This is a genomic window from Burkholderia sp. Bp8994 (assembly GCF_003853805.1).
GTDB lineage: Bacteria > Pseudomonadota > Gammaproteobacteria > Burkholderiales > Burkholderiaceae > Burkholderia.
This window is the reverse complement of sequence record NZ_QTQH01000015.1, coordinates 144,907-170,544: the sequence shown is the minus strand read 5'-3', so window position 1 is coordinate 170,544 and position 25,638 is coordinate 144,907. Positions and strand designations below refer to the sequence as shown.

General features: G+C 69.6%; 26 protein-coding genes. 10 read left to right on the top strand and 16 right to left on the bottom strand.

Annotated elements, in window-relative coordinates; all coding sequences use genetic code 11:
• Positions 1 to 228 precede the first annotated feature (228 nt).
• Positions 229 to 1,536: an MFS transporter gene (locus tag DIE04_RS18420; RefSeq protein ID WP_124521126.1), complete on the top strand. Its 1,308-nt coding sequence runs from the start codon at positions 229 to 231 to the stop codon at positions 1,534 to 1,536.
• A 454-nt stretch (positions 1,537 to 1,990) separates the two neighbouring features.
• On the top strand, positions 1,991 to 2,755 hold the full coding sequence (locus DIE04_RS18415; RefSeq protein ID WP_124521128.1) for a DUF4397 domain-containing protein: 765 nt from the start codon (positions 1,991 to 1,993) through the stop codon (positions 2,753 to 2,755).
• Between the two features lie 60 nt (positions 2,756 to 2,815).
• Here DIE04_RS18415 and DIE04_RS18410 read toward each other — a convergent pair whose 3' ends face one another.
• Entirely contained in the window at positions 2,816 to 3,382 is a 567-nt protein-coding gene (locus tag DIE04_RS18410; protein ID WP_124524171.1) for a DUF3005 domain-containing protein, read from the bottom strand.
• 257 nt (positions 3,383 to 3,639) lie between these two features.
• On the opposite strand from DIE04_RS18410, the gene DIE04_RS30185 reads away from it, so the two are divergent.
• From DIE04_RS30185 to DIE04_RS18385, 4 genes are all read left to right on the top strand, one after another.
• The gene (locus tag DIE04_RS30185; RefSeq protein WP_260426911.1) at positions 3,640 to 3,828 is read left to right on the top strand and encodes a hypothetical protein; all 189 of its coding nucleotides are present in this window, start codon (positions 3,640 to 3,642) and stop codon (positions 3,826 to 3,828) included.
• 276 nt (positions 3,829 to 4,104) lie between these two features.
• Complete coding sequence (locus DIE04_RS18395; protein ID WP_124524170.1) at positions 4,105 to 5,637, top strand: NCS1 family nucleobase:cation symporter-1; 1,533 nt, start codon at positions 4,105 to 4,107, stop codon at positions 5,635 to 5,637.
• A gap of 22 nt (positions 5,638 to 5,659) precedes the next feature.
• Entirely contained in the window at positions 5,660 to 6,388 is a 729-nt protein-coding gene (locus DIE04_RS18390) for an aspartate/glutamate racemase family protein (RefSeq protein ID WP_124521136.1), read from the top strand.
• Between the two features lie 24 nt (positions 6,389 to 6,412).
• Complete coding sequence (locus tag DIE04_RS18385; protein ID WP_124524169.1) at positions 6,413 to 7,585, top strand: LysR family transcriptional regulator; 1,173 nt, start codon at positions 6,413 to 6,415, stop codon at positions 7,583 to 7,585.
• Between the two features lie 90 nt (positions 7,586 to 7,675).
• Here DIE04_RS18385 and DIE04_RS18380 read toward each other — a convergent pair whose 3' ends face one another.
• On the bottom strand, positions 7,676 to 9,244 hold the full coding sequence (locus DIE04_RS18380) for an MFS transporter (RefSeq protein WP_124524168.1): 1,569 nt from the start codon (positions 9,242 to 9,244) through the stop codon (positions 7,676 to 7,678).
• 100 nt (positions 9,245 to 9,344) lie between these two features.
• On the opposite strand from DIE04_RS18380, the gene DIE04_RS18375 reads away from it, so the two are divergent.
• Together DIE04_RS18375 and DIE04_RS18370 are read left to right on the top strand one after the other, a co-directional pair.
• On the top strand, positions 9,345 to 10,223 hold the full coding sequence (locus tag DIE04_RS18375) for a LysR family transcriptional regulator (RefSeq protein WP_124524167.1): 879 nt from the start codon (positions 9,345 to 9,347) through the stop codon (positions 10,221 to 10,223).
• Positions 10,224 to 10,354: 131 nt separating this feature from the next.
• The gene (locus tag DIE04_RS18370) at positions 10,355 to 11,344 is read left to right on the top strand and encodes an ABC transporter substrate-binding protein (RefSeq protein ID WP_124488406.1); all 990 of its coding nucleotides are present in this window, start codon (positions 10,355 to 10,357) and stop codon (positions 11,342 to 11,344) included.
• Positions 11,345 to 11,374: 30 nt separating this feature from the next.
• On the opposite strand, the gene DIE04_RS18365 is transcribed toward DIE04_RS18370, so the two are convergent.
• The gene (locus tag DIE04_RS18365) at positions 11,375 to 11,749 is read right to left on the bottom strand and encodes a phage protein NinX family protein (RefSeq protein ID WP_044843879.1); all 375 of its coding nucleotides are present in this window, start codon (positions 11,747 to 11,749) and stop codon (positions 11,375 to 11,377) included.
• 289 nt (positions 11,750 to 12,038) lie between these two features.
• Here DIE04_RS18365 and DIE04_RS18360 point away from each other — a divergent pair, with 289 nt between their 5' ends.
• Together DIE04_RS18360 and DIE04_RS18355 are read left to right on the top strand one after the other, a co-directional pair.
• Positions 12,039 to 13,115: a glycosyltransferase family 2 protein gene (locus tag DIE04_RS18360; protein WP_124521144.1), complete on the top strand. Its 1,077-nt coding sequence runs from the start codon at positions 12,039 to 12,041 to the stop codon at positions 13,113 to 13,115.
• Positions 13,116 to 13,131: 16 nt separating this feature from the next.
• A complete protein-coding gene (locus tag DIE04_RS18355) occupies positions 13,132 to 14,394 on the top strand; it encodes a glycosyltransferase family 87 protein (protein WP_260426307.1) in 1,263 nt (420 codons plus the stop codon).
• Here the strand turns inward: DIE04_RS18355 and DIE04_RS18350 are convergent.
• The 13 genes from DIE04_RS18350 to DIE04_RS18290 all read right to left on the bottom strand — a co-directional run bounded on the left by DIE04_RS18350 (position 14,358) and on the right by DIE04_RS18290 (position 25,441).
• A complete protein-coding gene (locus DIE04_RS18350; protein ID WP_124524166.1) occupies positions 14,358 to 15,398 on the bottom strand; it encodes a TadG family pilus assembly protein in 1,041 nt (346 codons plus the stop codon). The genes DIE04_RS18355 and DIE04_RS18350 overlap by 37 nt on opposite strands.
• The gene (locus DIE04_RS18345; protein ID WP_124524165.1) at positions 15,391 to 15,819 is read right to left on the bottom strand and encodes a TadE/TadG family type IV pilus assembly protein; all 429 of its coding nucleotides are present in this window, start codon (positions 15,817 to 15,819) and stop codon (positions 15,391 to 15,393) included. The genes DIE04_RS18350 and DIE04_RS18345 overlap by 8 nt, the downstream gene beginning before the upstream one ends.
• The gene (locus tag DIE04_RS18340; protein WP_124524164.1) at positions 15,816 to 16,673 is read right to left on the bottom strand and encodes a lipopolysaccharide assembly protein LapB; all 858 of its coding nucleotides are present in this window, start codon (positions 16,671 to 16,673) and stop codon (positions 15,816 to 15,818) included. Before DIE04_RS18340 ends, DIE04_RS18345 begins: the two co-directional genes overlap by 4 nt.
• The gene (locus DIE04_RS18335) at positions 16,670 to 17,614 is read right to left on the bottom strand and encodes a type II secretion system F family protein (protein WP_044843873.1); all 945 of its coding nucleotides are present in this window, start codon (positions 17,612 to 17,614) and stop codon (positions 16,670 to 16,672) included. Before DIE04_RS18335 ends, DIE04_RS18340 begins: the two co-directional genes overlap by 4 nt.
• On the bottom strand, positions 17,611 to 18,588 hold the full coding sequence (locus DIE04_RS18330; RefSeq protein ID WP_124488401.1) for a type II secretion system F family protein: 978 nt from the start codon (positions 18,586 to 18,588) through the stop codon (positions 17,611 to 17,613). Before DIE04_RS18330 ends, DIE04_RS18335 begins: the two co-directional genes overlap by 4 nt.
• The gene (locus DIE04_RS18325; protein ID WP_124524163.1) at positions 18,585 to 19,997 is read right to left on the bottom strand and encodes a CpaF family protein; all 1,413 of its coding nucleotides are present in this window, start codon (positions 19,995 to 19,997) and stop codon (positions 18,585 to 18,587) included. The genes DIE04_RS18330 and DIE04_RS18325 overlap by 4 nt, the downstream gene beginning before the upstream one ends.
• A complete protein-coding gene (locus tag DIE04_RS18320; protein WP_124524162.1) occupies positions 19,994 to 21,217 on the bottom strand; it encodes an AAA family ATPase in 1,224 nt (407 codons plus the stop codon). Before DIE04_RS18320 ends, DIE04_RS18325 begins: the two co-directional genes overlap by 4 nt.
• A gap of 22 nt (positions 21,218 to 21,239) precedes the next feature.
• Positions 21,240 to 21,623: a CpaD family pilus assembly lipoprotein gene (locus DIE04_RS18315; protein WP_044843870.1), complete on the bottom strand. Its 384-nt coding sequence runs from the start codon at positions 21,621 to 21,623 to the stop codon at positions 21,240 to 21,242.
• A 14-nt stretch (positions 21,624 to 21,637) separates the two neighbouring features.
• Positions 21,638 to 23,017: a type II and III secretion system protein family protein gene (locus DIE04_RS18310; protein ID WP_124524161.1), complete on the bottom strand. Its 1,380-nt coding sequence runs from the start codon at positions 23,015 to 23,017 to the stop codon at positions 21,638 to 21,640.
• Between the two features lie 53 nt (positions 23,018 to 23,070).
• A complete protein-coding gene (gene cpaB / locus DIE04_RS18305; protein WP_124524160.1) occupies positions 23,071 to 24,102 on the bottom strand; it encodes a Flp pilus assembly protein CpaB in 1,032 nt (343 codons plus the stop codon).
• A gap of 19 nt (positions 24,103 to 24,121) precedes the next feature.
• The gene (locus tag DIE04_RS18300; protein WP_124524159.1) at positions 24,122 to 24,601 is read right to left on the bottom strand and encodes a prepilin peptidase; all 480 of its coding nucleotides are present in this window, start codon (positions 24,599 to 24,601) and stop codon (positions 24,122 to 24,124) included.
• Between the two features lie 88 nt (positions 24,602 to 24,689).
• Positions 24,690 to 24,872 (bottom strand): Flp family type IVb pilin, encoded by a 183-nt coding sequence (locus DIE04_RS18295; protein ID WP_044843866.1) that lies wholly within the window; start codon positions 24,870 to 24,872, stop codon positions 24,690 to 24,692.
• 314 nt (positions 24,873 to 25,186) lie between these two features.
• Entirely contained in the window at positions 25,187 to 25,441 is a 255-nt protein-coding gene (locus DIE04_RS18290) for a hypothetical protein (protein WP_124524158.1), read from the bottom strand.
• Between the last annotated feature and the right edge of the window lie 197 nt (positions 25,442 to 25,638).

Below are 25,638 nucleotides of genomic sequence, written 5' to 3'. Positions count from 1 at the left end.
AACCATGTTGATATGTGCACATTTCCAGATTAATCCCCGAAAAATTCCGGGTTTATCTGGTTTAACGATCGATCCCGGCGCGTTCACTTTCATGCCTACGCGATTCCGTATTTTCTAGTGTGTACGCTATGTAATTGGCGTGCTATACAGACTCCAGCGCGCGGCGAACCTTCGCTCGCGTCGAACGGCCACCCACTTCATCCGTCACATTCGAACAGGGGCAATCCCATGTCTACCGCACACCCGAGCGCCGCCGTCTCCGCCGACGACACGCTGCACGGCGCGCTCTACCGCAAGGTCACGCTGCGCCTGATCACGCTGTTCTGCCTGTGCTATTTCGCGGCCTATCTCGACCGCATCAACATCGGGCTCGCGAAGCTGCAGATGCTCGACGCGCTGAAGTTCAGCGACACCGTGTACGGGCTTGGCGCCGGCCTGTTCTTCGGCGGCTACATCCTGTTCGAAGTCCCGAGCAATCTGGTGCTGCAGCGCGTCGGCGCGAAGCTGTGGATCGCACGGATCATGATCACGTGGGGCCTGCTGTCGGGCGCGACGATGTTCGTGCATACGCCGATGCAGTTCTACGTCGTGCGCTTCCTGCTCGGCGCCGCCGAAGCCGGCTTCCTGCCCGGCGTGCTGCTGTACCTGACCCAGTGGTATCCCGATGCGCGCCGCGCACGCATCGTCGCGCTGTTCATGGTCGGGCTGCCGCTGTCGAGCATGATCGGCAGCCCGATTTCCGGCTGGATCATGCGTGCGTTCGACGGCGTGCACGCGCTCGGCGGCTGGCAGTGGCTGTTCCTGCTCGAAGCATTGCCGTCGGTGCTGCTCGGCTTCGCGGTGCTGCGCTGGCTGCCCAACAGCATCGAGAGCGCGCGCTGGCTGAACGCGGACGAGCAGCGCATGCTGCGCGCGAACCTCGACGCCGATCCGTCCGGCAACAAGAGCCACGCGCTCGGCCGCGCGTTCTCCGATCCGAAGGTGTGGGCACTCGGCCTCATCGACCTGTGCGTGCTGCTCGGGCTGTATGCGGTGAGCTTCTGGCTGCCGACGATCCTGCGCGACACCGGCGTGAAGGACGCGTATCACATCGGCTGGCTGATGGTGATCCCGAATGCCGCGGCCGTGCTCGCGACGCTGTATTGCGGCGCGAGCTCCGACCGTGCGCGCGAGCGCCGCTGGCATATCGTCGTGCCGTTCCTGGTGTCGGCCGTCGCGCTCGCATTCGCCGCCGCGTCGTCGCACGGCACGCTCGCGACCGTGCTGCTGTTCTCGCTGATCAACGCGGGCGCGGCCGCCGCGATGCCGGTCGTCTGGGCGCTGCCGTCCACGTTCCTGAAGGGCTCGGCCGCCGCCGGCGGGATCGCGTTCGCGTGCTCGATCGCGAACCTCGGCGGCTTCGGCAGCACCTACTTCATCGGCTGGCTGCGCGATACGTTCCATTCGCAAAGCGCGGGGCTGTACGGCTTCGCCGCATGCATGCTGGTCGGATGCGCGCTCGCGCTCGCGTATCCTGCAAAGCTCGTGAACCGCTGATGCGCTCCATGCGCGCGGCGACCCGAGGTCGTCGCGCGCGATTCGCACAATTCGCACGACTCTCCACGTATCGATGCGTGCCCAACGATACGCGCGCTGCCCCCCTCTCGCCCTTCCGCATTCGTCGCAGCGCCCCCGGCTGACGGCTTGAACAGCTTTCCTGGGCGCCGCACCCGCGCACAGGTCGCCTCCCGACGTGCCGCACTGCCTTTTTACAAACACGTCGCCTCGCGCGCGCGTTCGCGCACGGGCATGCCACTGCCTCCCCGCGCAACTTCGCGCCACACCGGCGCGTACGCGTGTCCCGCCGTGCAGGCACGTCGTTTGCGAGATCAACGCGCCCGCCCCTCGGGCGGACGGCAATCCTTCCTTCAACCCGGCGCTGCGCACCGCGCGAGTCCTCGCGCGGCGATCCCGCATCGCAAGCAGGATTCCCCCTGAACGAGAGGACGACATGAAATCCATACGAACGATAGTGGCCCTGTGCTCGGTCATTTCCGTACTCACGGCGTGCGGCGGAGACAGCAACGACGTCGGTACCGTGCTCGGCATCTCGAAGCCGCAGGCGCGCTTCATCAACGCGGTGCCGGCCGGCCCGAATCTCGACTACTACCTGAACGCGAAGCTCGATGCGTCGGGTGTCGCGTACAAGGGCGTGACCCGTTATCACGACATCGATACGGGCACGCAGACCGCCAGTTACGACGTATCGGGAACGACCACGACCGTCGCGTCGCAGTCGTTCGGCGCGGCGAACGGTCACCACTACACGACCATCGCATTGCCGAGCACCTCGTCGGCGATTTCGCTGATCGACGATCCGTTCGACAAGAAGCTGCTGTCCGACAAGGCGCGCGTGCGCAGCTTCAACGCGTCGCCGAACACGCAGAACGTCGACGTGTACGTCGTGCCGCCGGGCACCGACATCAACACGCAAAGCCCGACGCTGGCGGGCGCCGCGTATCAGAACGCCGTGCCGGCATCCACACAGGATTCCATCTACCTGAACGGCGGAACCTACCAGGTGATCGTCACGACGGCCGGCAGCAAGGCGCCGATCCTGAAGACCGCGCCGGTCGCGATCAACAACAACGCCGACTGGTTGCTGGTGACGATTCCGGCGGGCGGCATCGGCGACGTGACGCCGAACGACATTCACGTGCTCGTCGCGCAGGGCAACGATGCGGACACGTCCGCACAGGAACTCGGCCCGCAATAACGGATAGCGGCTTCGGCGGACCGCTGGCCGGCGGTCCGCCCGGCAGCCCTCACTACGGCGTCAGTCGGTCCGCTCGAGACGGATCACGTGCTCGACCCGCGTGCCGTCGCCGTGCTCGACATCGACATCGCCGACATGCCGGACGCGCCAGCCCGGCCGCGTCCCAATTTGCGGCACGTTGCCGCCCGGCCGGCTGTCGATGCCGCCGAGCCCTTCGTCCGGCGTCTCGACCGCGTCGTCGAGCGACGCATTCGAATAGATCACGTTGTCGTGCCACTCGGTCGCGCCGCTGCGCGCCTCCATGCCCTTGCCGTCGACGTCGACCGTGTTGTCGGTCATCGCCATGTTCGCGTTGTCGAGCGTCACGATCCTGCCGCTGGCGCGACGCACCGGATCGCCGCTGTCGACCGCATGCGCGCCGACGTCGATCGGCGGCAGGCCGGTCGGCGTCTTCGCCGCGACGGCCTCAGGGGTCAGCGCCCGCTTCGTGACCTCGGCGGCTTCGGCGACCTCGGCGGCCTGGGTCGCCGCATCGGGCATGTCGCCGGCCGCCGGCGTCTTCACCGGGCTCTTCGCAATCTGTTCGCGCTGCTGTTTCGGGGTTGGGTTCGATTCCGCGTTGTGCATCGCACCTCCTGTTCCGGACGGCGTGCGCCGGCGGGATGCAGCCGGCGCCGGTCCGGGAATCGCTACAACGGTCGTTGCAAATCTTTCACGCGCGCGGCGCCGCCCACGCGTGCCCTGCGACACGCGCGCCGCGCCGACAGCCGTCCCGGCGGCACGCGGGCGACGGGCCCGCGCATGCCGCCCGCGCCGACGGTCAGCCGCCGCTTGCGCCCGCGGGCGCGGACGCCGCGCCCGGCATGCTCGCCGGACCGCCGGTCATGCCGCTGCCGGCCGTGCCGCTGCCCGGCATGCCCGACGGCGCGGTGGACGGCGCCGGCGCCATGCTGCTGGTGGAGCCGGTTGAACTCCCGCCGGTAGTGGTGTCGCTTTCGCTCTTCTTCTGGCAACCCGCACCCGCCGCCAGGCCGGCAATCAGGATGCCGGCGAAGACGACCCGCGATACGTGACGAATGGAATATCGCTGCATGACACCTCCGCTGATGTCGACTGGATGGAGACCTGTGGCGAGCAATGCGCGTGCCGTCCATCTCCTCCATTGCCACCGCCGGCGACCCGGCCCCATTCATTTTTCAAATGCCCCCCAGCCGAATATTTAATTTCCCATCGCCGCGACGGCCACCCATACTCGCGAACAAATCCGAGACATAACGTCCACGGCGGCCGGGCCTGCGCTGCGTGCACACGCTGCCGGTTCGCGCCCCGCACACGGAAGGAGACAACGCGTGCAACTGGAAGCCACCCACCGCGCGGGCATCGTGCTCGGCGCGGACGACGCATTGCATCGAACCGGTACCGCCGCGCGCGACCCCGCGCTGAGCCCCCGGCTGCACAACCCCGACCTCGCGCCGACCAAGGCGGAGGGCCGCACCTGGGGCCGCTACAGCATCTTCGCGCTGTGGACCAACGACGTGCACAACATCGCGAACTACTCGTTCGCGATCGGGCTGTTCGCGCTCGGCCTGTCGGGCTGGCAGATGCTCGCATCGCTCGCGATCGGCGCGGTGCTCGTGTACGGCTTCATGAACCTCACCGGCTACATGGGCCAGAAGACCGGCGTGCCGTTCCCGGTGATCAGCCGGATGAGCTTCGGCATCTACGGCGCGCTGTTGCCCGCGATGATCCGCGCGGTGATCGCGATCGCATGGTTCGGCATCCAGACCTACCTCGCGTCGGTCGTGCTGCGCGTGCTGCTCACCGCGATCTGGCCGGGCCTCGCCGCGTTCGACGAGAACGCGATCTGCGGGCTGTCGACGCTCGGCTGGGTGACGTTCGTCGCGATCTGGCTGGTGCAGATCGGCATCCTCACCTACGGGATGGAGATGGTCCGCAAGTACGAAGGGCTCGCCGGCCCGATCATCCTCGTCACGACGCTGTCGCTCGCCGCATGGATGTTCAGCCGCACCGGCGGCCATCTCGCGATGTCGATCGGCAAGCCGATGACCGGCCTGAAGATGTGGACCGAAGTGTTCGCGGGCGGCGCGCTGTGGCTTGCAATCTACGGCACGCTGGTGCTCAACTTCTGCGATTTCGCGCGCGCGTCGCCGAGCGCGAAGACGGTGCGGGTCGGCAACTTCTGGGGCCTGCCGGTGAACATCCTGGTGTTCGCGACGATCAGCTTCGTTCTCGCGGGCGCGCAGTTCAAGCTGAACGGCCAGATCATCCACAGCCCGACGGAAATCATCGCGACGGTGCCGAACAAGCTGTTCCTCGTGCTCGGTTGCCTCGCATTCCTGATCGTGACGGTCGCGGTCAACATCATGGCGAACTTCGTCGCGCCGGCCTTCGTACTGACGAGCCTCGCGCCGCACCGCCTGACGTTCCGCCGCGCGGGCCTGATCAGCGCGACGGTCGCGGTGCTGATCCTGCCGTGGAACCTGTACAACAGCCCGATCGTGATCGTCTACTTCCTGTCCGGCCTCGGCGCGCTGCTCGGCCCGCTGTACGGGATCATCACGGTCGACTACTGGCTCGTGCGCAAGCAGCGCGTGAACGTGCCGGACCTTTATACCGAAGCGCCGAGCGGCGCGTATTTCTACACGCGCGGCGTGAACCGCAAGGCGCTCGCGGCGCTCGTGCCGTCCGCGCTGATCTCGATCACGCTCGCCGTCGTGCCGGCCTTCAGCGCGATGACGCCGTTCTCCTGGCTGCTCGGCGCGGCCATCGCGGGCAGCGTGTACTGGCTGACGGCCGATCGCAAACGGCAATACGACGAGCGCTCGGGCGAACCCATCGCGGTCGCCTGCGCCCGACACTGAACGCAGCATACGGAGTGCACCGATGAGAATCCTGGTAGTCAACGTCAACACGACCGCGTCGATCACCGACGCCATCGCCGCGCAGGCGCGGGCCGCCGCGTCGCCGGGCACGGAGATCGTCGGGCTGACGCCGCGCTTCGGCGCGGAATCGGTCGAAGGCAATTTCGAGAGCTACCTCGCGGCGATCGCCGTGATGGACCGCGTGTTGAGCTACGACGAGCCATACGACGCGGTGATCCAGGCCGGCTACGGCGAACACGGCCGCGAAGGGCTGCAGGAACTGCTGACGGTGCCGGTCGTCGACATCACCGAAGCGGCCGCGAGCATCGCGATGCTGCTCGGCCACCGCTACTCGGTCGTCACGACGCTCGACCGCACGGTGCCGCTGATCGAGGATCGCCTGAAGCTCGCCGGGCTCGACGCGCGCTGCGCGTCGGTGCGCGCGAGCGGTCTCGCGGTGCTCGAGCTCGAGGAGAACCCGGCCCGCGCGATCGAGTCGATCGTCGACCAGGCCGCGCGCGCGGTGAAGGACGATCGCGCGGAAGTGATCTGCCTCGGCTGCGGCGGGATGGCCGGCCTCGACCGGCAGATCGAGGAATGCACGGGCGTGCCCGTCGTCGACGGCGTGTCGGCCGCGGTCGCGCTCGCGGAATCGCTGGTGCGCCTGAAGCTGAAGACGTCGAAGGTCCGCACCTATGCGCCGCCGCGCCCAAAGCGGATCGTCGGCTGGCCGGGCACCTTCGTCAAATGACGGGCCGCGGGAACGCGTAGCGACATGCGGGACGCACCGGCGCCGAACGGCCTGTCCCTCGATGCGTCCGACGCAAGGAGTGCGCTCGACGGCCTGGACGCGCGCCTGATGCGCATCCTGCTCGTGCTGCTCACCGAGCGCACCGTGTCGCGCGCGGCCGTGCGGCTGAACATGTCGCAGCCGGCGACGAGCGCCGCGCTCAAGCGGCTGCGCACGCTGCTCGGCGATCCGCTGCTGGTGCGCAGCCGCTACGGCATGGTGCCGACCGAGTTCGGCGCGCGGCTGATCGAGCCGCTGCGCAACGCGCTGCGCGTGATCGACTTCATCCGCATCCAGCAGCCGACCTTCGACGCGCGCACGTCGGTGCGCACCTACCGGATCGGTTGCCCCGATTACCTGAACGTGCTGTTCGTGCCGAAGCTCGTCGCGTTGTTCCGCGAACGCGCGCCGAACGCGCAGCTCGTGTTCCATCCGCTCGGCGACGGCTACGACGACGAACGCGCGCTCGCCGACGGCGAGCTCGACGTCGTGATCGACAATCGCCCTGCCCGCGTGTCGCGGTTCCGGCAGGACGACCTGTTCGACGATCGCGTCGTGTGCCTGATGCGCGCCACGCATCCGCTCGCACGGCGCGGCGCGATGACGGCCGCCGAATTCGCGAGCGCCGCGCAACTGTGCCCGACACCGTCGTGGCTCGAAGCGTCCGGCGCGATCGACCGGCAGCTCGAACGCGTCGGCCTGCAGCGGCGGATCGTCGTCACGCTGCCGCACTTCGAACTCGCCGCGCATGCGCTCGTGCGCTCCGACCTGATCCTCACCACCACGTACCGGCTCGCGCGCCACTACGCGAAGCTGCTGCCGCTCGGCGCGGTGGCGCTGCCGGCCGAGCCGCCCGAGATCGTGTACCGGATGACGTGGAACGAGTCGGGCGCCTGCGTCGACGGCGTGCGCTGGCTGCGCGGGCTGATCGCGGAGGCGACGCGCGGCTGGCTCGACGCGGAGGCCGCGCAGCCGGCCGTCGCGGCGGTTGCCGCGAATGCGGATGCGGATGCGCGGGCGAATGTGCCGATCGCCGACGCCCCGCCGGAACCGACCCGACGCACGCGCCGCCGGCAGGCGACGCACTGCGGTGCATCGCAACGGCCGCGTGTCGCGCGCGCGGCGCGCGTTCATCGCGTCGCGACGAAGTCGCGCTGAATCGATCGCCGACGACAACCTGAACGCGCACGCTCGGCGGCTCCGTATCGTCTCGTGCAACGAGCCCGGCATGAACCCCCGCCGCACGCATCACGCGTCGAGCATCGGTTGCGCAAGCAACTTGTATGCGATGACGGCGACGGCAAGCGCGAGCACGCCGCTGACCGTCAGCGCCGCGGCGAATCCGCTCGCGAAGGCCGCGGGTGCCGCATCGGCAAGCGTGCGCGCGGCCGACGGCGGCACGTGCGCGAGCGCCTGCGCGAGATCGCCGGCCAGCAGGCTCGACATGAACGGCGCGTCGACGAACGCGCGCATGCCCGGCGCGGCGGACAGCAGCCGGTCGAGGTGCGCGTGCGTGCTGGCGGCCAGCACCGCGCCGAGCACGCCGACGGCCGTCACGATCGCCGAGAAGCGCGTGGTCGTGCTGATGCCCGACGCCATCCCGGTACGGCCCGGCGGCACGCACGCCATGATCGCCTTCTGCGTGTCGCCGTTCATGATGCCCGCGCCGCAGCCGGTCACGAACATGCCGAGCGCGACGAGCCGGTAGTCGCCGCCGGCCGTCAGCGCCGCGGTCGCGAGATTGCCCGCGCCGATCAGGGCGAGCCCGCCCGCCAGCACGCCGCCGGACGATACGCGCGCGGCGAGCAGGCCGCCGAGCGACGGCCCTGCGATCATCGCGAACGCGAACGGCAGCATCCCGAGCCCCGCATCGATCGCGGACATCCCGAACGCGTTCTGCAGGTACAGCGGCAGGAACGTCATCATCACCTGCGCGCACGCCGCATAGCCGAACATCGCGAGCACGGCACCGACGAAACGCGGCTGGCGGAACAGCGCCAGATCGATCATGGGCCGCGCCTGCCAGCGCTCCGCACCGATGAACGCGGCCAGCAGCGCGGCGGCCAGCGCGAACCGGACGAGCGTCGCGGTCGACAGCCAGCCATGCGACGGCGCGCCGATCAGCGCCGCGATCGCGCAGGCGAGCGCCGCGCCGAACAGCAGGCTGCCGGCGGCATCCACCCGTTTCGCGTGCGGATCGCGCGACTCGTCGATCGCGACGCGCGCGCCGGCCGCGAGCAGCGCGCACACCGGCAGGTTCAGCAGGAACACCCAGCGCCAGCCGATCCACTGCGTGATCGCGCCGCCGACCAGCGGCGCGACGGCCGTCGCGATCCCCATGCACATCCCCCAGATCGCCCACGCACGCGCCCGTTCGCGTCCGTCCGGAAAGCGGTTCGCGATCACCGCGAGCGCGGCCGTCAGCAACAGCGCGGCCCCGCCGCCCTTTGCCGCGCGCGCGGCGATCAGCCAGCCGGCCGACGGCGCGATCCCGCACCCGAGCGACGCGAGCGAAAAGAGCGCGAGCCCCGCGCCGAGCATGCGCTTGCGTCCGAAGCGGTCGGCCAGCCCGCCGGCCGGCAGCAGGCATGCGGCGAACGCGGTCATGTAGGCGCTCACGACCCATTCGATGTCGGCGAAACTCGCATGGAAGCCGCGCGCGATGCTCGGCAGCGACACGGCGACGACGTTCGTGTCGAGCACGATCAGCGAGCACGTCGCCGACGCGACCGCGAGCGTCGCGGCGGCCGGCAGGCGGGTGCCCGTGCGCTCGGCGGCAGGCGCGCCTGCGCGCGGGGCGGGAGAAGACTGGGACATCGACGGCTCCGGAACAAGAGGAACGAGCCGTATGCTAGGCTTGCTCGGTATTACCCGTCATTGACATACCGATGCAGTTTCATTAACGAAAATTGCAATCATGAATCCGCTCGAATTCCGTCACGTGCGCGCGTTCCTGAGCGTCGCGCAGCACCTGCATTTCGCGCGCGCGGCCGACGCGCTCGACATGGCGCCGCCCGCGCTCACGCGTCAGATCCAGGAAGCCGAGCGGCTGCTCGGCGTGCGGCTGTTCCAGCGCTCGCGCCGGGAGGTTTCGCTGACGGCGGCAGGCATTGCGTTTCTCGCCGAGGCGCGCGCGGCGGTCGAGCATCTGCAGCGCGGCCGCGAACTCGCGACGCTCGCCGAGCGCGGCGAACTCGGCCGGATCGAGATCGGCTACGTGTCGTCGGCCGTCTATTCGGGCACGCTGCAGCGCACGGTCGGCGCGTTCCGCGCCGCGCATCCGCGCATCGAGCTGAACCTGCGCGAGGTACCGATGGACGACGTCGCGAAACAGCTCGACGCGGGCCGGCTCGACCTCGCGTACGTGCGCCCGCCGTTGCCGCTGCCGGGCGGGCTGCGGATCGTCACGCTGCAGCGCGACGTATTCGTCGCGGCGGTGCCGGCCGATTCGCGTTATGCGGCGATGACCGCCGTGCGTGCCGCCGATCTCGCCGACGCGCGCTTCGCCGTGCCGGAACAGGAGCGCGGCACGCTCGAAGTCGCACGCCGCGGCCGCTTCGCGCCGGTGATCGCCGCGCGGCCGGGCGGCTTGCTCGCGGTGCTCGCGTGCGTATCGGTAAACGGCTGGGTCGCCGTGATCCCGGACGCGCTCGCCGGCTGCGTGTCGTTGCCGGGCGTCGTGTACCGGCCGATCGCCGGCAAGCCGATCATGTCCGAGCTCGCGCTCGCGCACCGGCGCTTCGAGAAGGCGCCAGCGGTACGCGCGTTCCTGCGCGCCGTTCCTGCCGCGGGCTAGCGCCTGTCCCGCCGATAACGGACGCGCGAATAAGCATTTCGCGATTCGATGTTTGCCGGCGCGAAACCGATTCCGTAATCTGCCCGGCAGCCGCGCGGCCTCTCGCGCGGATCACCGAGGACCTGCCGCCGATGACTTCGCCCCCCGCCCCGGCCCGCCGCCGCGCACTGCTGCGCGTGGCCGCCCTGGCCGCCGCACCGCTTGCCGGCGCCGCCGCACGGCCCGTCCGCGCGGCCGGCCCCGACCTGTCCAACGTGACGCTGGTGCTCGGCGACCAGGCCGGCGGCCTGCGCGCGCTGGCCGAAGCCGCGCGCGTGCTCGACGGCGTGCCGTACCGGTTTCGCTGGGCGAATTTCCAGGGCGCCGCGCCGCTGTTCGAAGCACAGCGCGCGGGTGCGATCGACCTCGCGCCGGCCGGCGACCTGCCGGTGTTGACGGCCGCGCTCGGCGATCCGGCGCTGCGGATCGTGGCCACGCGCGTCGGCTCGCCGACATCGCTCGGCATCGTCGTGCAGCCCGATTCGCCGGTGCGCACCGTCGCCGACCTGAAGGGGCGCACCGTCGTCGTGTCGTCGGCGCGCGGCAGCATCTCGCAATACCAGCTCTACGGCGCGCTGCGCGAACACGGCCTCGCGCCTGGCGACGTCGACGTGCGCTTCGTGCTGCCGGTCGACGCGTTCGCCGCGTTCGAGGCCAGGCAGATCGGTATCTGGGCGACCTTCGATCCGTATTACGGCAACGTGGTCCGGCGCGGTGCGCGCATCGTGCGCGACGGCAGCGGGATCAATTCCGGGCTCGCGTTCCTCACGTCGCCGGTCGACACGCTCGACGATCGCGCGAAGCGCGCGGCGCTGTCGGACGTGCTCGCGCGGCTCACCCGAGCCGGCCAGTGGGCGCTCGCGCATCCCGCCGATTACGCGACCGTCTATGCGTCGCTCACGCGCCTGCCGCGCGAGGCGGCCGCCGACATCGCGCGCCGGGCGGCGCTCGCGCAGCGCGGTGTCACCGACGCGGACATCGACGTGCTGCAGCGCGTCGCCGATCGCGCGGCCGCGGACGCGATCCTGCCGAAGCGCGTCGACGTCGCGTCGATCGCGGTGCGCAACCTGTCGGCCGCGTAACCGGCTGCACGTCGTCGCCTGTGCGGGCGTTCAACGCGCCTTCGCCATGTCGAGATCCGGCACGTCATCGCCGAACGTCGACGCAACCAGCGTGCGCATCGCGGCGACCAGCAGCGTCGGGCCCGACTGGTTGAACGTGCAGCGCTCGCCGGCCGCCGGCACTGCCCGATGCAGCACCGCGCGCCACGCACCGTGCCCGCCGTCGCGCTCGAACGCGCCGAACGGCAAACGCTCGACGAGCGGCCCGCCGTCTACCCACGACGACGACGGCGCGTACGGCACCGGCGTGCCGCCCGGTTCGCGCAGGACCGTGCATCCCGCGGCGTCGACGCGCGGCGCGCCGAGTGCTTCCGCCATCGCCACCCAGAAATCGAGCGGCGCACCGACCAGATCGTGAACCTGCATCGCGCCCTCCCGCGGCCGTGAAAACGCCATCCTAGCGCTGCCGCGCGCGATGCGCCGGCCACGCCGCGACCGGTGCGTTGCCCGGCAAGCGCGCCCGTCGTGCGAAACCGCCGATACGTGTTACGAATCGGCGATTCCTGCGTACAATGAACGCAACTCGTATCGTCCGGGCGGCGGTGGACACGCACCCCGGAACCGCATTCACGCCGAACCGGGCCGGGCCTGTTCGGCGGACGACAACCGGAACCATACGGTGCAGCGCAGGCCGGATCTCTCGGGAGACCGCAGCATGTCCACGCACGCCAGGAAACCGCTGATATCGCTCGTCGTGCCGTTTCATGACGAAGAGGAAACGATCGACGCGTTCTTTGCCGAAACGCTGCCCGTTCTCGAGTCGGTCGCCGGGGTCCGCTTCGAGATCGTCTGCATCAACGACGGCAGCCGCGATCGCACGCTCGACCGGCTGCTCGCGATCGCCGCCCGCGACGCGCGCGTACACGTCGTGGATCTCACACGCCGCTTCGGCAAGGAAGCCGCGCTCACCGCGGGCCTCGACGAGGCCGCCGGCGCCGCGGTGATCCTGATCGACGCCGACCTGCAGGACCCTCCCGCCCTGATTCCCGCGATGATCGAACACTGGCGCGCCGGTGCCGAAGTCGTCGCCGCGAAACGCACCGACCGCATGTGCGACCCATACCTGCAGCGCGCGGCGGCGGCGCTCTACTATCGCGTGCACAACGCGCTGTCCGAAGTCGAAATGCCGGAAAACGTCGGCGATTTCCGCCTGATGGATCGCGAGGTCGTCGAAGCGCTGCGCGCGCTGCCGGAGCGGCGGCGGTTCATGAAGGGGCTGTTCGCGTGGGTCGGCTTTCGCACCGCTATCGTCGAATACACGCGTGCGCCGCGCAGCGGCGGCCGCTCGAAGTTCTCCGGATGGCGACGCTGGAACTTCGCGCTCGAGGGCATCACGAGCTTCAGCACCGTGCCGCTGCGCGTGTGGACCTACGTCGGTCTCACGTTCGCGATGCTGTCCCTCGCGTATGGCGCCTTCATCGTGGTGCGCACGCTGCTGTACGGCAATCCGGTGCACGGCTACCCGTCGCTGATTTCCGTCGTGCTGTTCGTCGGCGGTATCCAGCTGATCGGTATCGGCGTGATCGGCGAATACCTCGGGCGGATCTATCACGAGTCCAAGCAGCGCCCCGTCTATCTCGTGAGGCGGCGCTACCGTGCCGAGCGCGATGCCGCCGCCCAGCCGGCATCGAAGCTGCTGCAGTTTCCGCTGAAGCGCGCGCCCGCGGCCCGCCGCAGGGCAGCGATGCCGGCGGTCGCCGGCGCCGCCGCCCGCAAGGCGTCGTTCAAGTAGAACCGGACCGCCGCAATTGGACATTCCCCGCGAATCGATGCGCTCGGCGGAGCGGCCCGTGCGCGCGTGGCTCACGCTGCGGCGCGTCGTCGTGTACAGCGTGTTGATGCTCGTGCTCGACGCACTGTTCGTCACGATCTGGACGACCGTCGTTCGTCACGGGGCCGGGAGCATCGGGGCACGCCCCGGTGCCGACTTCTCGGTGTTCTGGTCGGCCTCGTACGTGATGCTGCACGGCTCGCCGGCGCAGGCGTACGACTTCTCCGCCTTCTCGCGGCTGACGACCGGCCTGTTCACGCATCTTCGCCGCGACGTCTTCGCCCCGTGGCTGTACCCGCCCACCTATCTGCTGCTCGTGACCCCGCTGGCGCTACTGCCCTTCGCGCTCGGTTACCCGGTGTTCGTCGCGATCGGCGTCGTCGTGCTCGGCCTCGTCGCGTGGCGCGTTTCGCGTCTCGGCATGATTCCGGGCGCATCGCGCGTCGGCCCGCTCGCGCTGGCCGCCGCGCCTTGCGTGTTCGTCACAGCGACGCTCGGACAAAACGCGTTCCTGACCGCATCGTGCGCGGCGCTGGCCGTCCACTGGGCCGATCGGCGGCCGATCTGGGCGGGCCTCTGCATCGGCCTGCTGTCGGTCAAGCCGCAGATGGCGCTGCTGTTCCCGTTCGTGCTGGTCGCCGTGCGCGCATGGCGCACGATCGCATGGGCCGCGCTCGCCACCGGCACGTTCGTCGCGCTGAGCGTCCTGATTTGCGGCATCGAGTCGCTGCGCCTGTTCGTCGCGAGCACCGGACTCGCGCGATCGATCGTCCTCGAACACGGTGTCGTGTTCTGGCTCGCGTCGCCGACGCCGTTCGCGGCGTTCCGGCTTGCGGGCGTGCCGCTCGGCGCCGCCTATGCCGCGCAAGCGTGTATTGCGGCAATCGCGATCGCCGCCGCGTGCATCGCATGGACGCAATCGCGCGATACCCGCGTGCGCGCCGCCGTGCTGGCAGTCGCGACGCTCGTGGCGAACCCGTACGTGTGGCACTACGAACTTGCGTGGCTCGCCATCGCGATCGCCTGCATGCTGTCGATCGGCTGGCGCGACGGCTGGCTGCGCGGCGAACAGGCCGCGATCGCGCTGATGTGGGCGCTGCCGGTCGCCGAATACCTGAACCCGTGGCTGCTGCTGCCGCAGATCGGCCCGGCCGTGACGCTGTTCGCGCTGCTCGTGCTGCTGCGCCGCGCGCGGCACGATGCTCACAACGCGAGCCGCGGCGGCACGTACACGCCGTAGTACGGCCCGACGCCCGTCGCGACACCGGTCAGCTTCACGCCGCCGACGAAGTGCCCCTGGATGTACTTGTACGTGCCGCCGAGCGACACGTCGATACGGAACGCCGCGAACGCGACGATCGGCACGTAGGTGCTGCTCGCCGTCTGCGTGACGACAGGCAGCACGACCGTCGAGCCGACCGGCACCGACGTGTAGAGCGTCGCCTTCACGCCGGTCGCGAGATAGATGCTGTCGCCGATATTGAGCGTCGTCGGGTTGCCGGTCACCATCAGGCCGCCCATCGTCGTCGTGTCGGTCGCGGTCGACAGGAACGACGTCCACTGGCCGCCCATGCACAGCGTGCCGTAGGTCTGGCCGTTCGTGATCGAGAATTCGTACGGCTGGTTGGTCAGCGGATTGATCAGCGGCTGGTTGGTCAGCGTGTTCCAGTACTGGTTGTACACGCACTGGTCGATCGCGATCGGAAAGAGCCCGCCCGCCGCCACCCCGCCCGGCGCGGCGAGCACCGCGATCGCGGTCGCGCTGCCGGACGCGCCCGGAATGCCGAGCAGCCCGCCGAGCAGCAGCGGAATCGAGCCGCCGTTCACGCCCGGCGCGCGCGACACGGTCACCTGAACCGCCGGCACGTCGTATTGGCCGGGCGTGATGGTCGTCGGCTGCATCGATGCGGGGTTGCGCGTCACGTTCCAGTACCCGGTCGTCACCGTGCCGGTCGCGAGCGGCGCGCCCGCCGCCGCATTCTGCGCGATCACGCCGTTCGCCGCCGGCGCGGCCTGCGACCAGTTCAGCGCGCCGCCCGTGGGCGACATCATCGCGTCGGCCGCCGCGAGCGCGGCCGCGTCGGCGGCGTTCTGCAACTGGTTGCGCACCGTGGCCACCCACGCGATGTCGATCGCCAGCGCGCCGAACGACAGCAGCGGAATCAGGAACAGCAGGAAGAACAGCGCGACGGAGCCGCGCTCGCGCGTGGCGCCGATGCATGGCGTGCCGGCTGCGTCATTCATAGAGCATCACCGAGCTGGCCGAGATCGTCACCGGGCCGGTGAGCGCGCTGAATGCCGACCCCAGCACCAGCCCCGAATACGTGTAGGTCACCGTGACCGTCAGCGCGGTGCCGGCCGTCGTGCCGTTCGCCTGCGTCACGGTGATGGTCGGCGTCGTCGCGGTGCCGCCGGTGATGAGGCTGTTCTGCGTGTAGGTCGATGCGACGTTGGCGATCTGTGTCGGGGTCAGCATCGGCACGCGCAGCACGACGCCCGCGCGCGCGGCCTCGCGGCTCGCGTTCGTGATGACGGCCTTGTCGCACAGCAGCAGGCTCGTGTCGATGATGCCGATCAGCACCATCAGCAGGAACGGCAGCATCAGCACGAACTCGAGGGATACGACGCCGCGCGCGTGGCGGGCACCCATCGCCTGGCGTGTCATCTTGCCGCCCCCGCGGCGGACGGCAGCGCGTGCGGCTCGAGCGCGGCCCCCGTCGACGGTCGCGCGGCGGCGGGCGCCGGGCGCGCCGCGAGCTGCGCGCGCACGGCCTCGTAGACGCGCAGATTGTCGGCCACCGCCGATGCGGGCAGATCCGCCGACAACAGCTTCTTCGCCGAATCGGTGTTGCCGAGCACGCCATACGCGAACGCGAGGTTCTGGCGCGCCTGCCACGGCGCATCGGGCAGCCCGGCCACGTCGAGCAGCACGTTCACGCCTTCGCGCGGCCGGTTGCTCAGCACGAGCGACAGCCCGAGGTCGACGCGCAAGCCCTGCGCATCCGGATGCACGCGCAGCGCATCGCGGTATACGGCCTGCGCGTCTTCATGGCGGCCCTGCAGGTCGAGCACCGTACCGAGCCCTTCCGCCGCGAGCGGCAGGTTCGGCTGCGCGGCCAGCAGCTCGCGGTAGCGCTGGGCGGCCTCGTCGAGCCGGCGCTGCCGCAACGCGACGCGCGCGAGCCCGACCTGCGGCCCGGGTTCCGCGGGTGCCTGCTGTCGTGCCTGCTCGTAGAGAATCCGCGCGCGCTCCAGATCGCCCGCGCGGTAGCTGACGTCGCCCAACCCGAGGCGCGCCGGGAGCGAATCGGGATGCCGGGCGAGCACCTTCTCGTACAGCGTCGACGCGAGATCGACGTTGCCGCCGGCGAGCGCGCTGTCGGCAATGCGCAGTTCGGCCTGCGGGTCGTCGCTCTTGTGCGACAGCGCTGACCTCGTCTGGATGCCCGGCGCGCAGCCGCCGGCCAGCACCGGCAACACCGCCGCGAATGCGAACGCACGGATCACGGATCGTGTCATTTGAACACCTCGAGCAGGCGAATCGCCGCTGGGCCCGCCGCGATCAGGCCGACCGTCGGCAGGATGAACAGCATCATCGGCAGCGTGATCTTCGGCGCGAGCTTCGCGGCCTGCTCCTCGAGCGCGACGATCTGCTCGGTGCGCTCGCTGCGCGACAGCGTCCGCAACGCCTGCGTGATCGGCGTGCCGAAGCGCTGCGATTGCGTAAGCGTCGTGGCAAGCGAGCGCGCCGACGCAAAGTCGACGCGCGTCGCGAAATGCGTGAGCGCTTCGGATACGTTGCCGCTCAGCGTCAGCTCGTCCGCGCATACCGTCAGCTCGTCGGCGAGCGGCGGGCAGATGCGCTCGAGTTCGCGCGCGACGCGCCGCACGCCCGATACGAGGCTGTTGCCGGCCATCGTGCAGATCACCAGCAGGTCGAGGGCGTCCGGAAAGCACGCGGCGATGATCCGCCGGCGCCGCCGGATCATTGCGCCGAGCACGTATTCCGGCACGATCACGCCGATCACGAACGCGGCGACCATCGCCAGCGCCCGGATCACGACGTATTCGCCGAAGCGCGGAATGTACGGGCTGAACACGATCGCGACGCCCGCGAGCAGCACGCCGCAGCTCAGCTTGATGCCGATCATCGACGACACCGCACGCCGCTCGCGAAAGCCCGCGCGCGTCAGCTGCAGCCCGAGCTTCACACGCTGCATCGGGTCGAGCACGGGCAACCGCTCGCCGAGTTGCGCGAGCCGCCGCGTCAGGTCCTGACGTACCTCGCCCGGCTGCAGCCGCCCCGCCACCAGCGACAGCGGACGCTGCCCGGCCGCCAGCTGCACGCGCTCCGCGATCCGCCGGCGCGTGCCGCCGCCGGGCGTCGCGAGCGCCGCCGCGACGCACGCGAGCAGCAGCAACAATTCGAGGCCGCGGGCGGCCAGCATCGACATCGTCATCGCGCGGTATCCAGTTTCGAGATCTTGTGAATCGTCAGCAGTCCGATCGTCAGCAGCACCGCGGCGATCGTCAGCATCACGCGTCCGGCATGCGTGTCGAACAGCAGCATCACGTACGCGCGGTTCACGAGGAACAGCGCGCCGATCATCACGAACGGCACCGCCGAAATGATCTTCGTCGTGATCCGCCCCTCGGCGGTCAACGCGCGTGTCTTCAGGCGGATGTCGCGGCGCGTGCGGATGATGCTCGACAGCTCGTCGAGCGTCTCGCCGAGGCTGCCGCCGGTCTCGCGCTGCAGCAGCAGGTAGACGGTGAAGAACGAGAAATCCGCGATCATCAGCCGGTCTGCCGCGTGCGTCAGCACGTCCTTCAGATCCGCGCCGACGCGCAGGCTGTCGCCCATCGAGCGAAAGGTCGAGCGCACCGGCTCCGCCGCGCTGTCGCCCACCGTGCTGATCGCCTGCGTGACCGGAATGCCCGCGCGCACCGCCCGCACGATCAGGTCGATCGCGTCCGGGAACGCTTCGAGAAACCTCAGCCGGAACCGCTCGACCAGCGCGCGATAGCTGGCGCGCATCGCCACCAGCGGCAGCCCGACGTAGATCAGCGGATGGAGTGCGTGCGGCAACGCGACGAGTTGCACCACCACGATCGCGGCAATCGCGCCGGCGATCGTGCCGGCGACGACGATCCGCATCCCGCGTTCGCCGCCAACCGCCCGCACGCGCGTCACGTAGCGCTGCAGCCACGCGCGCGCGCGGCTTTGCCGCCGCGGCAGGTTGAACAGCGCGATGCCGGGTGCCGCGGCCGCACCGGCTTCCCGACCCGCCAGCGACGGCGCAAGGTGCCGCATCCGCTCGCGAATGCGCTGCTCCGGCGTGTGGCGCGCACGGTCCAGCCACGCGGACAGCGCGAGGCCCGCCGCGAGGATCACGACGAACGCGCCGAGCGCGAGCAGGTCCGCGGTGCTCATTGCCGGAAGACCTCGGTGAGCGCGTCCTCGACGCCGTAGTACGCGGCGCGCGGCGCGAACGCCGGCCGCAGCGACGACGCCTCGAACACGCCTTTCACCACATCCCGCGTCGTGTCGCCTTCCTGGCGGAACGCAAACAGGTCCTGCGTGATCACCACCTCGCCTTCCATTCCGACGATCTCGGTGATCCGGGTCACGCGGCGCACGCCGTCGCGCATCCGCTCGACCTGCACGAACAGGTGCACGGCGCTCGCGATCTGGCGGCGGATCGACAGCAGCTGCAGGTTCGCGTTCGCCATCATCACCATGCTTTCGAGCCGGCTGATCGCGTCGCGCGGCGAGTTCGCATGGATCGTCGTCATCGAGCCGTCGTGCCCGGTATTCATCGCCTGCAGCACGTCGAACGCTTCCGCGCCGCGGATTTCGCCGAGGATGATGCGGTCGGGCCGCATCCGCAGCGCGTTGCGCACGAGGTCGCGCTGCGAGATCCCGCCGAGCCCTTCCGTATTCTCCGGCCGCGTCTCGAGACTGACGACGTGCGGCTGCAGCAGTTGCAGCTCGGCCGCATCCTCGATCGTCACGATCCGTTCGTGCTCCTCGATGTGTTGCGACAGCGCGTTGAGCAGCGTCGTCTTGCCCGAACCGGTGCCGCCGGAGATCACGATGTTCAGCCGGCACGCGCACGCGATCTTCAGCACCTGCAGCATCCCGTGCGAGATGTTGCCCTGATGCGCCATCCGCGCGAGCGTGATGTCGCGCTTCGCGAACTTGCGGATCGAGATCGACGCGCCGCGCATCGCGATCGGCGGCAGGACCACGTTCACGCGGCTGCCGTCGGCAAGACGCGCGTCGACCATCGGGCTGCTCTCGTCGACGCGGCGCCCGACCGCCGCCGCGATCCGCTGCGCGACGCTCGTCACGTGCGCGTTGTCGCGAAACTTCAGCGGCGTGAGTTCGAGCCGGCCCGCGCGCTCGACGTACACCTGGTCGGGGCCGTTCACGAGGATGTCGGAGACGGTGTCGTCGGCGAGCAGCGGCTCGATCGGCCCGACGCCGAACATGTCGTTCAGGATCGCGTCGACGATCAGCACCTGCTCGCCCGCCGTGATCTTCAGGCGCTCGCGCTCGACCGTGTGCGCGGCCACCTGCTCGATGCCCGCGCGCACTTCGTCGCGCGTCTTCATCAGCGCCGCCGACATGTTCATCGACGAGAACACCGCGGTGCGAATCGCGTCGAACTTGCCGGAACGAATCAGCGCCTCGTGGGTATCGGCCACCGCAAGCCCGCGCGCGGATGCGGGCGCCTGGCTCGCTGCCGGGCCCGGCACCGGTGCGCCTTCGGGCGGCGCGGCGGGAGAAGCCGCCGGCCCGGGCGCAGGCGTCGGCCGTTTGCGGGTACCGAACGTCACGATCCTTTCCTCCATTTCACGAAGCGCGCGTACCACGGCTGCGCGACGGCCATCGATTCGCCGGTGATGCCGTTCGCGAGCAGCCGGATCTCGTCCAGGAAGCCGCGGCGTTTCGTGCCTTCGATCGGCTCGCCGAGGTTCTCGGCGACCGCGAGCGTCTGCGGCTCGTGCGGCAGCTCGCGCAGCCGCACGCCGCCGAATGCGTCCTCGAAGTCGGCCTGCGCGACGCGCCCCTTGACCGGCTCGAGCGGGTTGTTCAGCATCATCGACAGCAGCCGCTCGCCGGGCAGCTCCCGCACGAAGCGCGCAAGCCGGGCGGCTTCGTACGCGGCATGCACCGAGCGGTCGGCGACGATATAGACGAGATCGGACACCGTCAGCGCATCCTCGAACAGTTTGCCGGCGCGGTTGCCCACGTCGAACAGCACGTAATGGAAGCGGTCCTTCAGCATCTCGACGAGCGACGCGATCGCCTCGTCGCGCAGCGGCGCGTCGTCGCCATACGCCAGTTCGGCCGAGAGCACGTGCAGGCGGTCACCCTTCGTGACGAACATGCGGTCGAACAACGCGTCGTCGGGACGCTGTTCCATGTTCAGCAGTTCGATCAGCCCGTTGTTGCTCGACAGCCCGAGCATCGAGTTCGCGCCGCCGCCGTGCAGGTTCAGGTCGACGTATGCCACGCGGCGGCGCTTCTCGCCCGCCAGGCAGCGCGCGAGACTCACCGCGACCGTCGTCGTGCCGACGCCGCCGCGCGCGCCGACGAAGCTGACGATCTTGCCGGTGCGCACCTGCACGACCGATTCCGTCGCGGTCAACGCGCGCCGCATCAACTCGACGGTCAGCGGCTTCACGATGTAGTCCTGCACACCGATGCCGAGCAGGTTGCGGAACAGCCCGACGTCGTTCTGCGTGCCGATCGCGACCACCCTCACGGACGGATCGCACACGTCGGCGAGCCGCATCAGGTCGGACACCGGCAGCACCGAATCCGACACGTCGACGATCAGCTGGCGCGGCGAGCGCTCGTGCTGCTGCAGCAGCCGGATCGCGTCGTCACAGTTGCCCGGCTGCACGTGGGCGCGCGTGATCGACAAGTCCTGGGCGACGCGGCGAATCACGTCTTCGCTGCCGGCATCGGACACGACCGCGATGAGATCCGCCGCACCGGCTGCGGCGGCGCGCTTGGCATTCTGGCGATCGAGGACGTTCATGGGCGGCATCGCGATGGGCATCGGGAGCGGGTCAGTGGCCGGGCGAGCCGGTCGTCGTCAGCGTCTTGTCCGGAGCCGGCTGCTTCACGCGATCCTCGACGTAGCGGCGCACCGCGTCGGCGGCGACTTGCGCATCGGCGCCGCCGTACGGCACGGGCGCGACCAGGTCTTCCGGCCGCGCGAGCATCGTCGCGAGATTCGTGTAGGTCGCGCAGCCGAACGGCACGCCGGGCCGCCCGAACCCCGCATCGACGAGATGCGACGGCTGCATCAGCTTCGCGCAGTCGGGCGGCACCGCGTGCACGCCGTCGAAGCCGATCGCGCGTGCATCGGGCAGGTTGAGCGGCGGCGGCGCCGAGAAGCAGCCCGCAAGCACCAGTGGCGGCAAGGCGGCGACGATGGTTCGAACTCGCATGCGCGCTCCTCCGGTCAGTACACGAAGCCCGCGGCGCCGACGAGGCGCGGCGTATCGCCCGTCAGCAGGTCGAGCCCGAGATTGCGCTGGATCGCGAACTCGAGATCGCTGCTCGGCCGCGCGACGGTGTCGAGCGCCTGCTCGAGCTGGCCGGGGCCGGTCGGCTGCACGATGTACGGCGTCACGATCACGACGACCTCGGTCTTGTTGTCCTGGAAGTTCTTCGACGAAAACAGCCGGCCGATGATCGGCAGCCGGCCGAGCCCCGGCACCTGCGCCACGGTATCCGCCGTCTGGCTCTGCAGCAACCCGCCGATCGCGAAGCTCTGCCCGCTCGACAGCTCGACCGTCGTCTCGACGCGCCGCACCGAGAGTCCCGGCACCCTGACGCTGCCGGTCGTCACGCTGTTGTTCGAATCGACCTCGCTCACCTCCGGGCGCACCTTCAGGCTGATCCGGTTGTCGGCGAGCACGGTCGGCGTGAAGTCGAGCGACACGCCGAACGGCTTGAACTCGACCGTGATCGCGCCGGTGTTGCCGGCCTGCGCGACCGGAATCGGAATTTCGCCGCCCGCGAGAAAGCTCGCGGTCTGCCCGGACATCGCGGTGAGGTTCGGCTCCGCGAGCATCGTGATCAGGCCTTCCTGATCGAGCGCGTCGAGCACGACGTCGATCGACCAGCGCCCCGCGCGGAAGCCGCCGAGCACCGAATACGCACCGGTCGGCGACAGGTTGAACACCTTGGTCGTCGGATCGAACAGCGTGCGGCCGCTGAGCAATCCGCCGAAGAAGTTGCCGGCCGAGCCGAGCGAGCTCCAGTTGATGCCGAGCTGCTGCGTGACGTTGCGGCTCACCTCGGTCACGCGCACGCGCAGGTTCACCTGGATCGGGCGCGACAGCGTGAGCCGGTTGACGATCTTTTCCTTGTCGTTGACGTAAGGCGCGAGCGACTGCATCACGGCGTCCGCGTCGGCCGCGCTCGGCACCTTGCCCGACACCATCAGCGAGCCCGGCGCGCCGGACACCGACAGCTTCAATTGCGGAAAGCGGCTGTCGAGCACCGCCTGCAGCGACGCGGTGTCGACCTGCACGATCACCGTGCGGCGCAGGATCGGCCGATGGTTCGCGCCGAGCGCGATCAGCGTGGTGGTGCCGGCCTTCTTGCCGAACACGAACACGGTGCGCGGCGACGGCACCTGGATGTCCGCGATGCTCGGGTCCGCGACGAACATCGCGGTCGCGGGTTCGGCCAGCGACAGCATCTCGCCCTTGCCGGTCGCGATCGACAACGCCGCGCCGGCGTCCGTCGCGCTCGCGCGCTGCGCGAGTGCGACGCCCGGCGCGACGATGCAGGCCAGGCACCAGAAAGCCATCCAACGAACCATGCGCACCATGCGTGTTCCCGTCAAATGCCGGCCGCCGGGCGGCCGGCCCGAATCGTCACTGCTCACTGCGGCGCCGCGATCCGTGGCACCTGCGCCGTCGCATCCGCGGCGACATTGCCGCCCGGGGGTGCCGCGGGCGCCGCCGGCGCAACCAGCGTGCCCATCCAACCGGACGGCAGCGGCGGCAAGCCCGGCGTGCCGGTGCCGGTGCCGCGCGACCCGTCGTCGACCGACGAGCCGCGATAGATCACGACCGTATTGCCCTGCGGCGCCGGCCGCGTGTCGGCGTCCGTTCTCGCGGGCTGCGCCGGCTGCGCACGGCGCGCCGCGCGCGACACGTCGCCGGCCCACACCGGCGGCGTATCGGGCTCCGCTTCGTCGCCGCCCGCCGCCTGCCGGCGATCGCTCGTCGCGAAGCTGCGCAGCGACAGCGACAGCGAGCCGAGGCGCGTCGCGACCAGCACGACCTGCGCGGTGCGCGGCGCGACCTCGAGCGTGACCGTGCGCGCGCGGGCCGGCACGTCCGGCGCACTCGCAGGCGTCTTCGCACGCTGGAATTCCGAGCCGACCGCGAGCACGCGCGCGCGCCGCACGACCGTCTCCGCTTCGAACGTGCCGGGCGACGTCGCGGAACCGCCGATCTCCTGCGTGAGCACCACGTCGACGAAGTCGCCCGGCTGGATCAGCCCCGCGTTGCCCGACACGTCGTCGACCGGCACCGAGATCGCGCGCATGCCGGGCTGCAGCGCGGCCGCGAGAAAATCCGGCGCGGCGCCCGGAATCACGTTGTCCGCACGGATCGGCGCGCCGGCGTCGACGCGATTGCGCAGCAGCGCGCCTTTCAGGTCCGCGCCCGGTTGCGACTCGACGAACGCACCGGCCGGCACCTGCGTGCGCGGCATGCGCTTCCACGCGAGATCGTTGTCGCGCAGCAGCAGCCCTTCGGGCAGGTCCGCCGCCGCGACGCGCACGCGCACCTCGGCCGCTTCGCCGGGCACCGGCGGCGTCGACGCGGCGACATACAGTTGGCGCAGGATGAACGCGCCGATCGCGGCAGCGATGATCAGCACGGTCATTCTCAGGGGTTTGGGCATGGCGGCGTGCGTCCCCGGTCTAGGCAAGCGAAACCGCGTGAGGGAACGGCGCCCAGACGGCCAGCGCCCCGCCGAGCGCGAGCGCGATCCCGTACGGCACGCCGCGCGTCGCGATCGTACGCGCCGGCGCGGCGCGACGCTGCCATGCGACGGCCGCGAGCGCGGCGACGCCGCACGCGGCGCCGCTCGCACCGACGATCGTCAACACCGGGAACGCGAGCGCCGGGCCGGCCCACAGGAATACCGCCGCCGCGAGCTTCACGTCGCCGCCGGCGATCCAGCCCGCGTGACGCAGGCCGGCGAACAGCAGCAGCATCGCCACGGCGGTCGCCACGTGACCGGCGAGGTGCGCGAGCCCTTCGCGCGCGAGTGCCGCCGCAACGAAATACAGCATCGCGAACGCCAGCACCGCGCGATTGGAGAGGTGCCGCGCGCGCGCATCCTGCGTCGCGAGCGACACCAGCACGAGCGTCGCCGCCGACTGTACGAGAAAGAGCATCGGAGAGCCGTCCGTCGGCGCGCCCCGGCTGGATACGTCGTACCGCTGCGGATCCGTGTGTTCGTCGGCGGCGCGCGGGTTCAGGAGATCAGATCAGCGCAGTGACCTTGTTGATCAGCGCGGTGAACACGGCCGGCAAGCCGCCGGATGTACTGCTGAGGATCACCCCGACCGCCGCCAGTGCGACCACGACGATGCCGGCCAGAACCGCGTACTCGAGCGAGCTGACGCCGCGTTCATCGCGCAGCAAGGTCTTGACGTATTGCAGCATGACAACCTCCGTGTGACGGGGTCGGTGATCGACCGTTGAGTGAAAAGAAGCGGCGCTGCTTCGGTGGCACGCACGGCATTTTCGCCCATTCACGACTCATGCGGCAGCCCTGTCGTCGGGCCATGCGCATCCCCCGGAATCCATTCGATCGCTGCAACGCGCGGTGGTCGGCAATGGAATCCGCCGCGACATGCGCGCTGGTTGTATAGCTGCATTGGCACAATGCAATTCACACCGATTCGTCTAGGGTATAGACAATTTTTTTGGCGATTTCAAACTATTTAGCGTCAGAGTGTATTTATGGGCGGTGCACTTCAGCGATGAAATTCGCGCATGCCATTTGCCGCTTTTCGGCATGATGCAACAAGCCCGGCGCGGCGTGCAGTAAGAATGTTAATACCGGGATGCATCGTTGCCGACGCCGTTGTAATTCGATGATTTTTATTCAGTTTTCCGATATGCCGCGTGATTTTCCTGTTCGAACCTGAAACGGACTCGCGCGTGCGTTTCCCGGCATCTTTTTCGTGCGCGCCGACATGATCCGGAAAATTTTGCGCACCCGATCGCATCGCCCGATCCGGATTAGCGCCGCTGTCACCGACGCTCGATCCGCACGCCGCGCTCGCCCGTCTCGCCATTTCCAATCGGCGACACGCGTGATTTGCCAACCCGAAACGCGGCGATAAGCATAGTTCAAATCGTTGCTTGTCCCGCGCCCGAGGCGTCCTCCAGAATGGTTCGACACCCTCCGGCCCGATTTCGACTC

What these genes read in the sequence shown, in the direction of transcription:
- DIE04_RS18420 (WP_124521126.1), top strand. Translation starts at nt 229, where the DNA reads ATGTCTACCGCACACCCGAGCGCCGCCGTCTCCGCCGACGACACGCTG.
- DIE04_RS18415 (WP_124521128.1), top strand. Translation starts at nt 1,991, where the DNA reads ATGAAATCCATACGAACGATAGTGGCCCTGTGCTCGGTCATTTCCGTA.
- DIE04_RS18410 (WP_124524171.1), bottom strand. Translation starts at nt 3,382, where the DNA reads ATGCACAACGCGGAATCGAACCCAACCCCGAAACAGCAGCGCGAACAG.
- DIE04_RS30185 (WP_260426911.1), top strand. Translation starts at nt 3,640, where the DNA reads ATGCCGCTGCCGGCCGTGCCGCTGCCCGGCATGCCCGACGGCGCGGTG.
- DIE04_RS18390 (WP_124521136.1), top strand. Translation starts at nt 5,660, where the DNA reads ATGAGAATCCTGGTAGTCAACGTCAACACGACCGCGTCGATCACCGAC.
- DIE04_RS18385 (WP_124524169.1), top strand. Translation starts at nt 6,413, where the DNA reads ATGCGGGACGCACCGGCGCCGAACGGCCTGTCCCTCGATGCGTCCGAC.
- DIE04_RS18380 (WP_124524168.1), bottom strand. Translation starts at nt 9,244, where the DNA reads ATGTCCCAGTCTTCTCCCGCCCCGCGCGCAGGCGCGCCTGCCGCCGAG.
- DIE04_RS18375 (WP_124524167.1), top strand. Translation starts at nt 9,345, where the DNA reads ATGAATCCGCTCGAATTCCGTCACGTGCGCGCGTTCCTGAGCGTCGCG.
- DIE04_RS18370 (WP_124488406.1), top strand. Translation starts at nt 10,355, where the DNA reads ATGACTTCGCCCCCCGCCCCGGCCCGCCGCCGCGCACTGCTGCGCGTG.
- DIE04_RS18365 (WP_044843879.1), bottom strand. Translation starts at nt 11,749, where the DNA reads ATGCAGGTTCACGATCTGGTCGGTGCGCCGCTCGATTTCTGGGTGGCG.
- DIE04_RS18360 (WP_124521144.1), top strand. Translation starts at nt 12,039, where the DNA reads ATGTCCACGCACGCCAGGAAACCGCTGATATCGCTCGTCGTGCCGTTT.
- DIE04_RS18350 (WP_124524166.1), bottom strand. Translation starts at nt 15,398, where the DNA reads ATGAATGACGCAGCCGGCACGCCATGCATCGGCGCCACGCGCGAGCGC.
- DIE04_RS18345 (WP_124524165.1), bottom strand. Translation starts at nt 15,819, where the DNA reads ATGACACGCCAGGCGATGGGTGCCCGCCACGCGCGCGGCGTCGTATCC.
- DIE04_RS18340 (WP_124524164.1), bottom strand. Translation starts at nt 16,673, where the DNA reads ATGACACGATCCGTGATCCGTGCGTTCGCATTCGCGGCGGTGTTGCCG.
- DIE04_RS18335 (WP_044843873.1), bottom strand. Translation starts at nt 17,614, where the DNA reads ATGACGATGTCGATGCTGGCCGCCCGCGGCCTCGAATTGTTGCTGCTG.
- DIE04_RS18330 (WP_124488401.1), bottom strand. Translation starts at nt 18,588, where the DNA reads ATGAGCACCGCGGACCTGCTCGCGCTCGGCGCGTTCGTCGTGATCCTC.
- DIE04_RS18320 (WP_124524162.1), bottom strand. Translation starts at nt 21,217, where the DNA reads ATGCCGCCCATGAACGTCCTCGATCGCCAGAATGCCAAGCGCGCCGCC.
- DIE04_RS18315 (WP_044843870.1), bottom strand. Translation starts at nt 21,623, where the DNA reads ATGCGAGTTCGAACCATCGTCGCCGCCTTGCCGCCACTGGTGCTTGCG.
- DIE04_RS18310 (WP_124524161.1), bottom strand. Translation starts at nt 23,017, where the DNA reads ATGGTGCGCATGGTTCGTTGGATGGCTTTCTGGTGCCTGGCCTGCATC.
- cpaB (WP_124524160.1), bottom strand. Translation starts at nt 24,102, where the DNA reads ATGCCCAAACCCCTGAGAATGACCGTGCTGATCATCGCTGCCGCGATC.
- DIE04_RS18300 (WP_124524159.1), bottom strand. Translation starts at nt 24,601, where the DNA reads ATGCTCTTTCTCGTACAGTCGGCGGCGACGCTCGTGCTGGTGTCGCTC.
- DIE04_RS18295 (WP_044843866.1), bottom strand. Translation starts at nt 24,872, where the DNA reads ATGCTGCAATACGTCAAGACCTTGCTGCGCGATGAACGCGGCGTCAGC.
- DIE04_RS18290 (WP_124524158.1), bottom strand. Translation starts at nt 25,441, where the DNA reads ATGCGATCGGGTGCGCAAAATTTTCCGGATCATGTCGGCGCGCACGAA.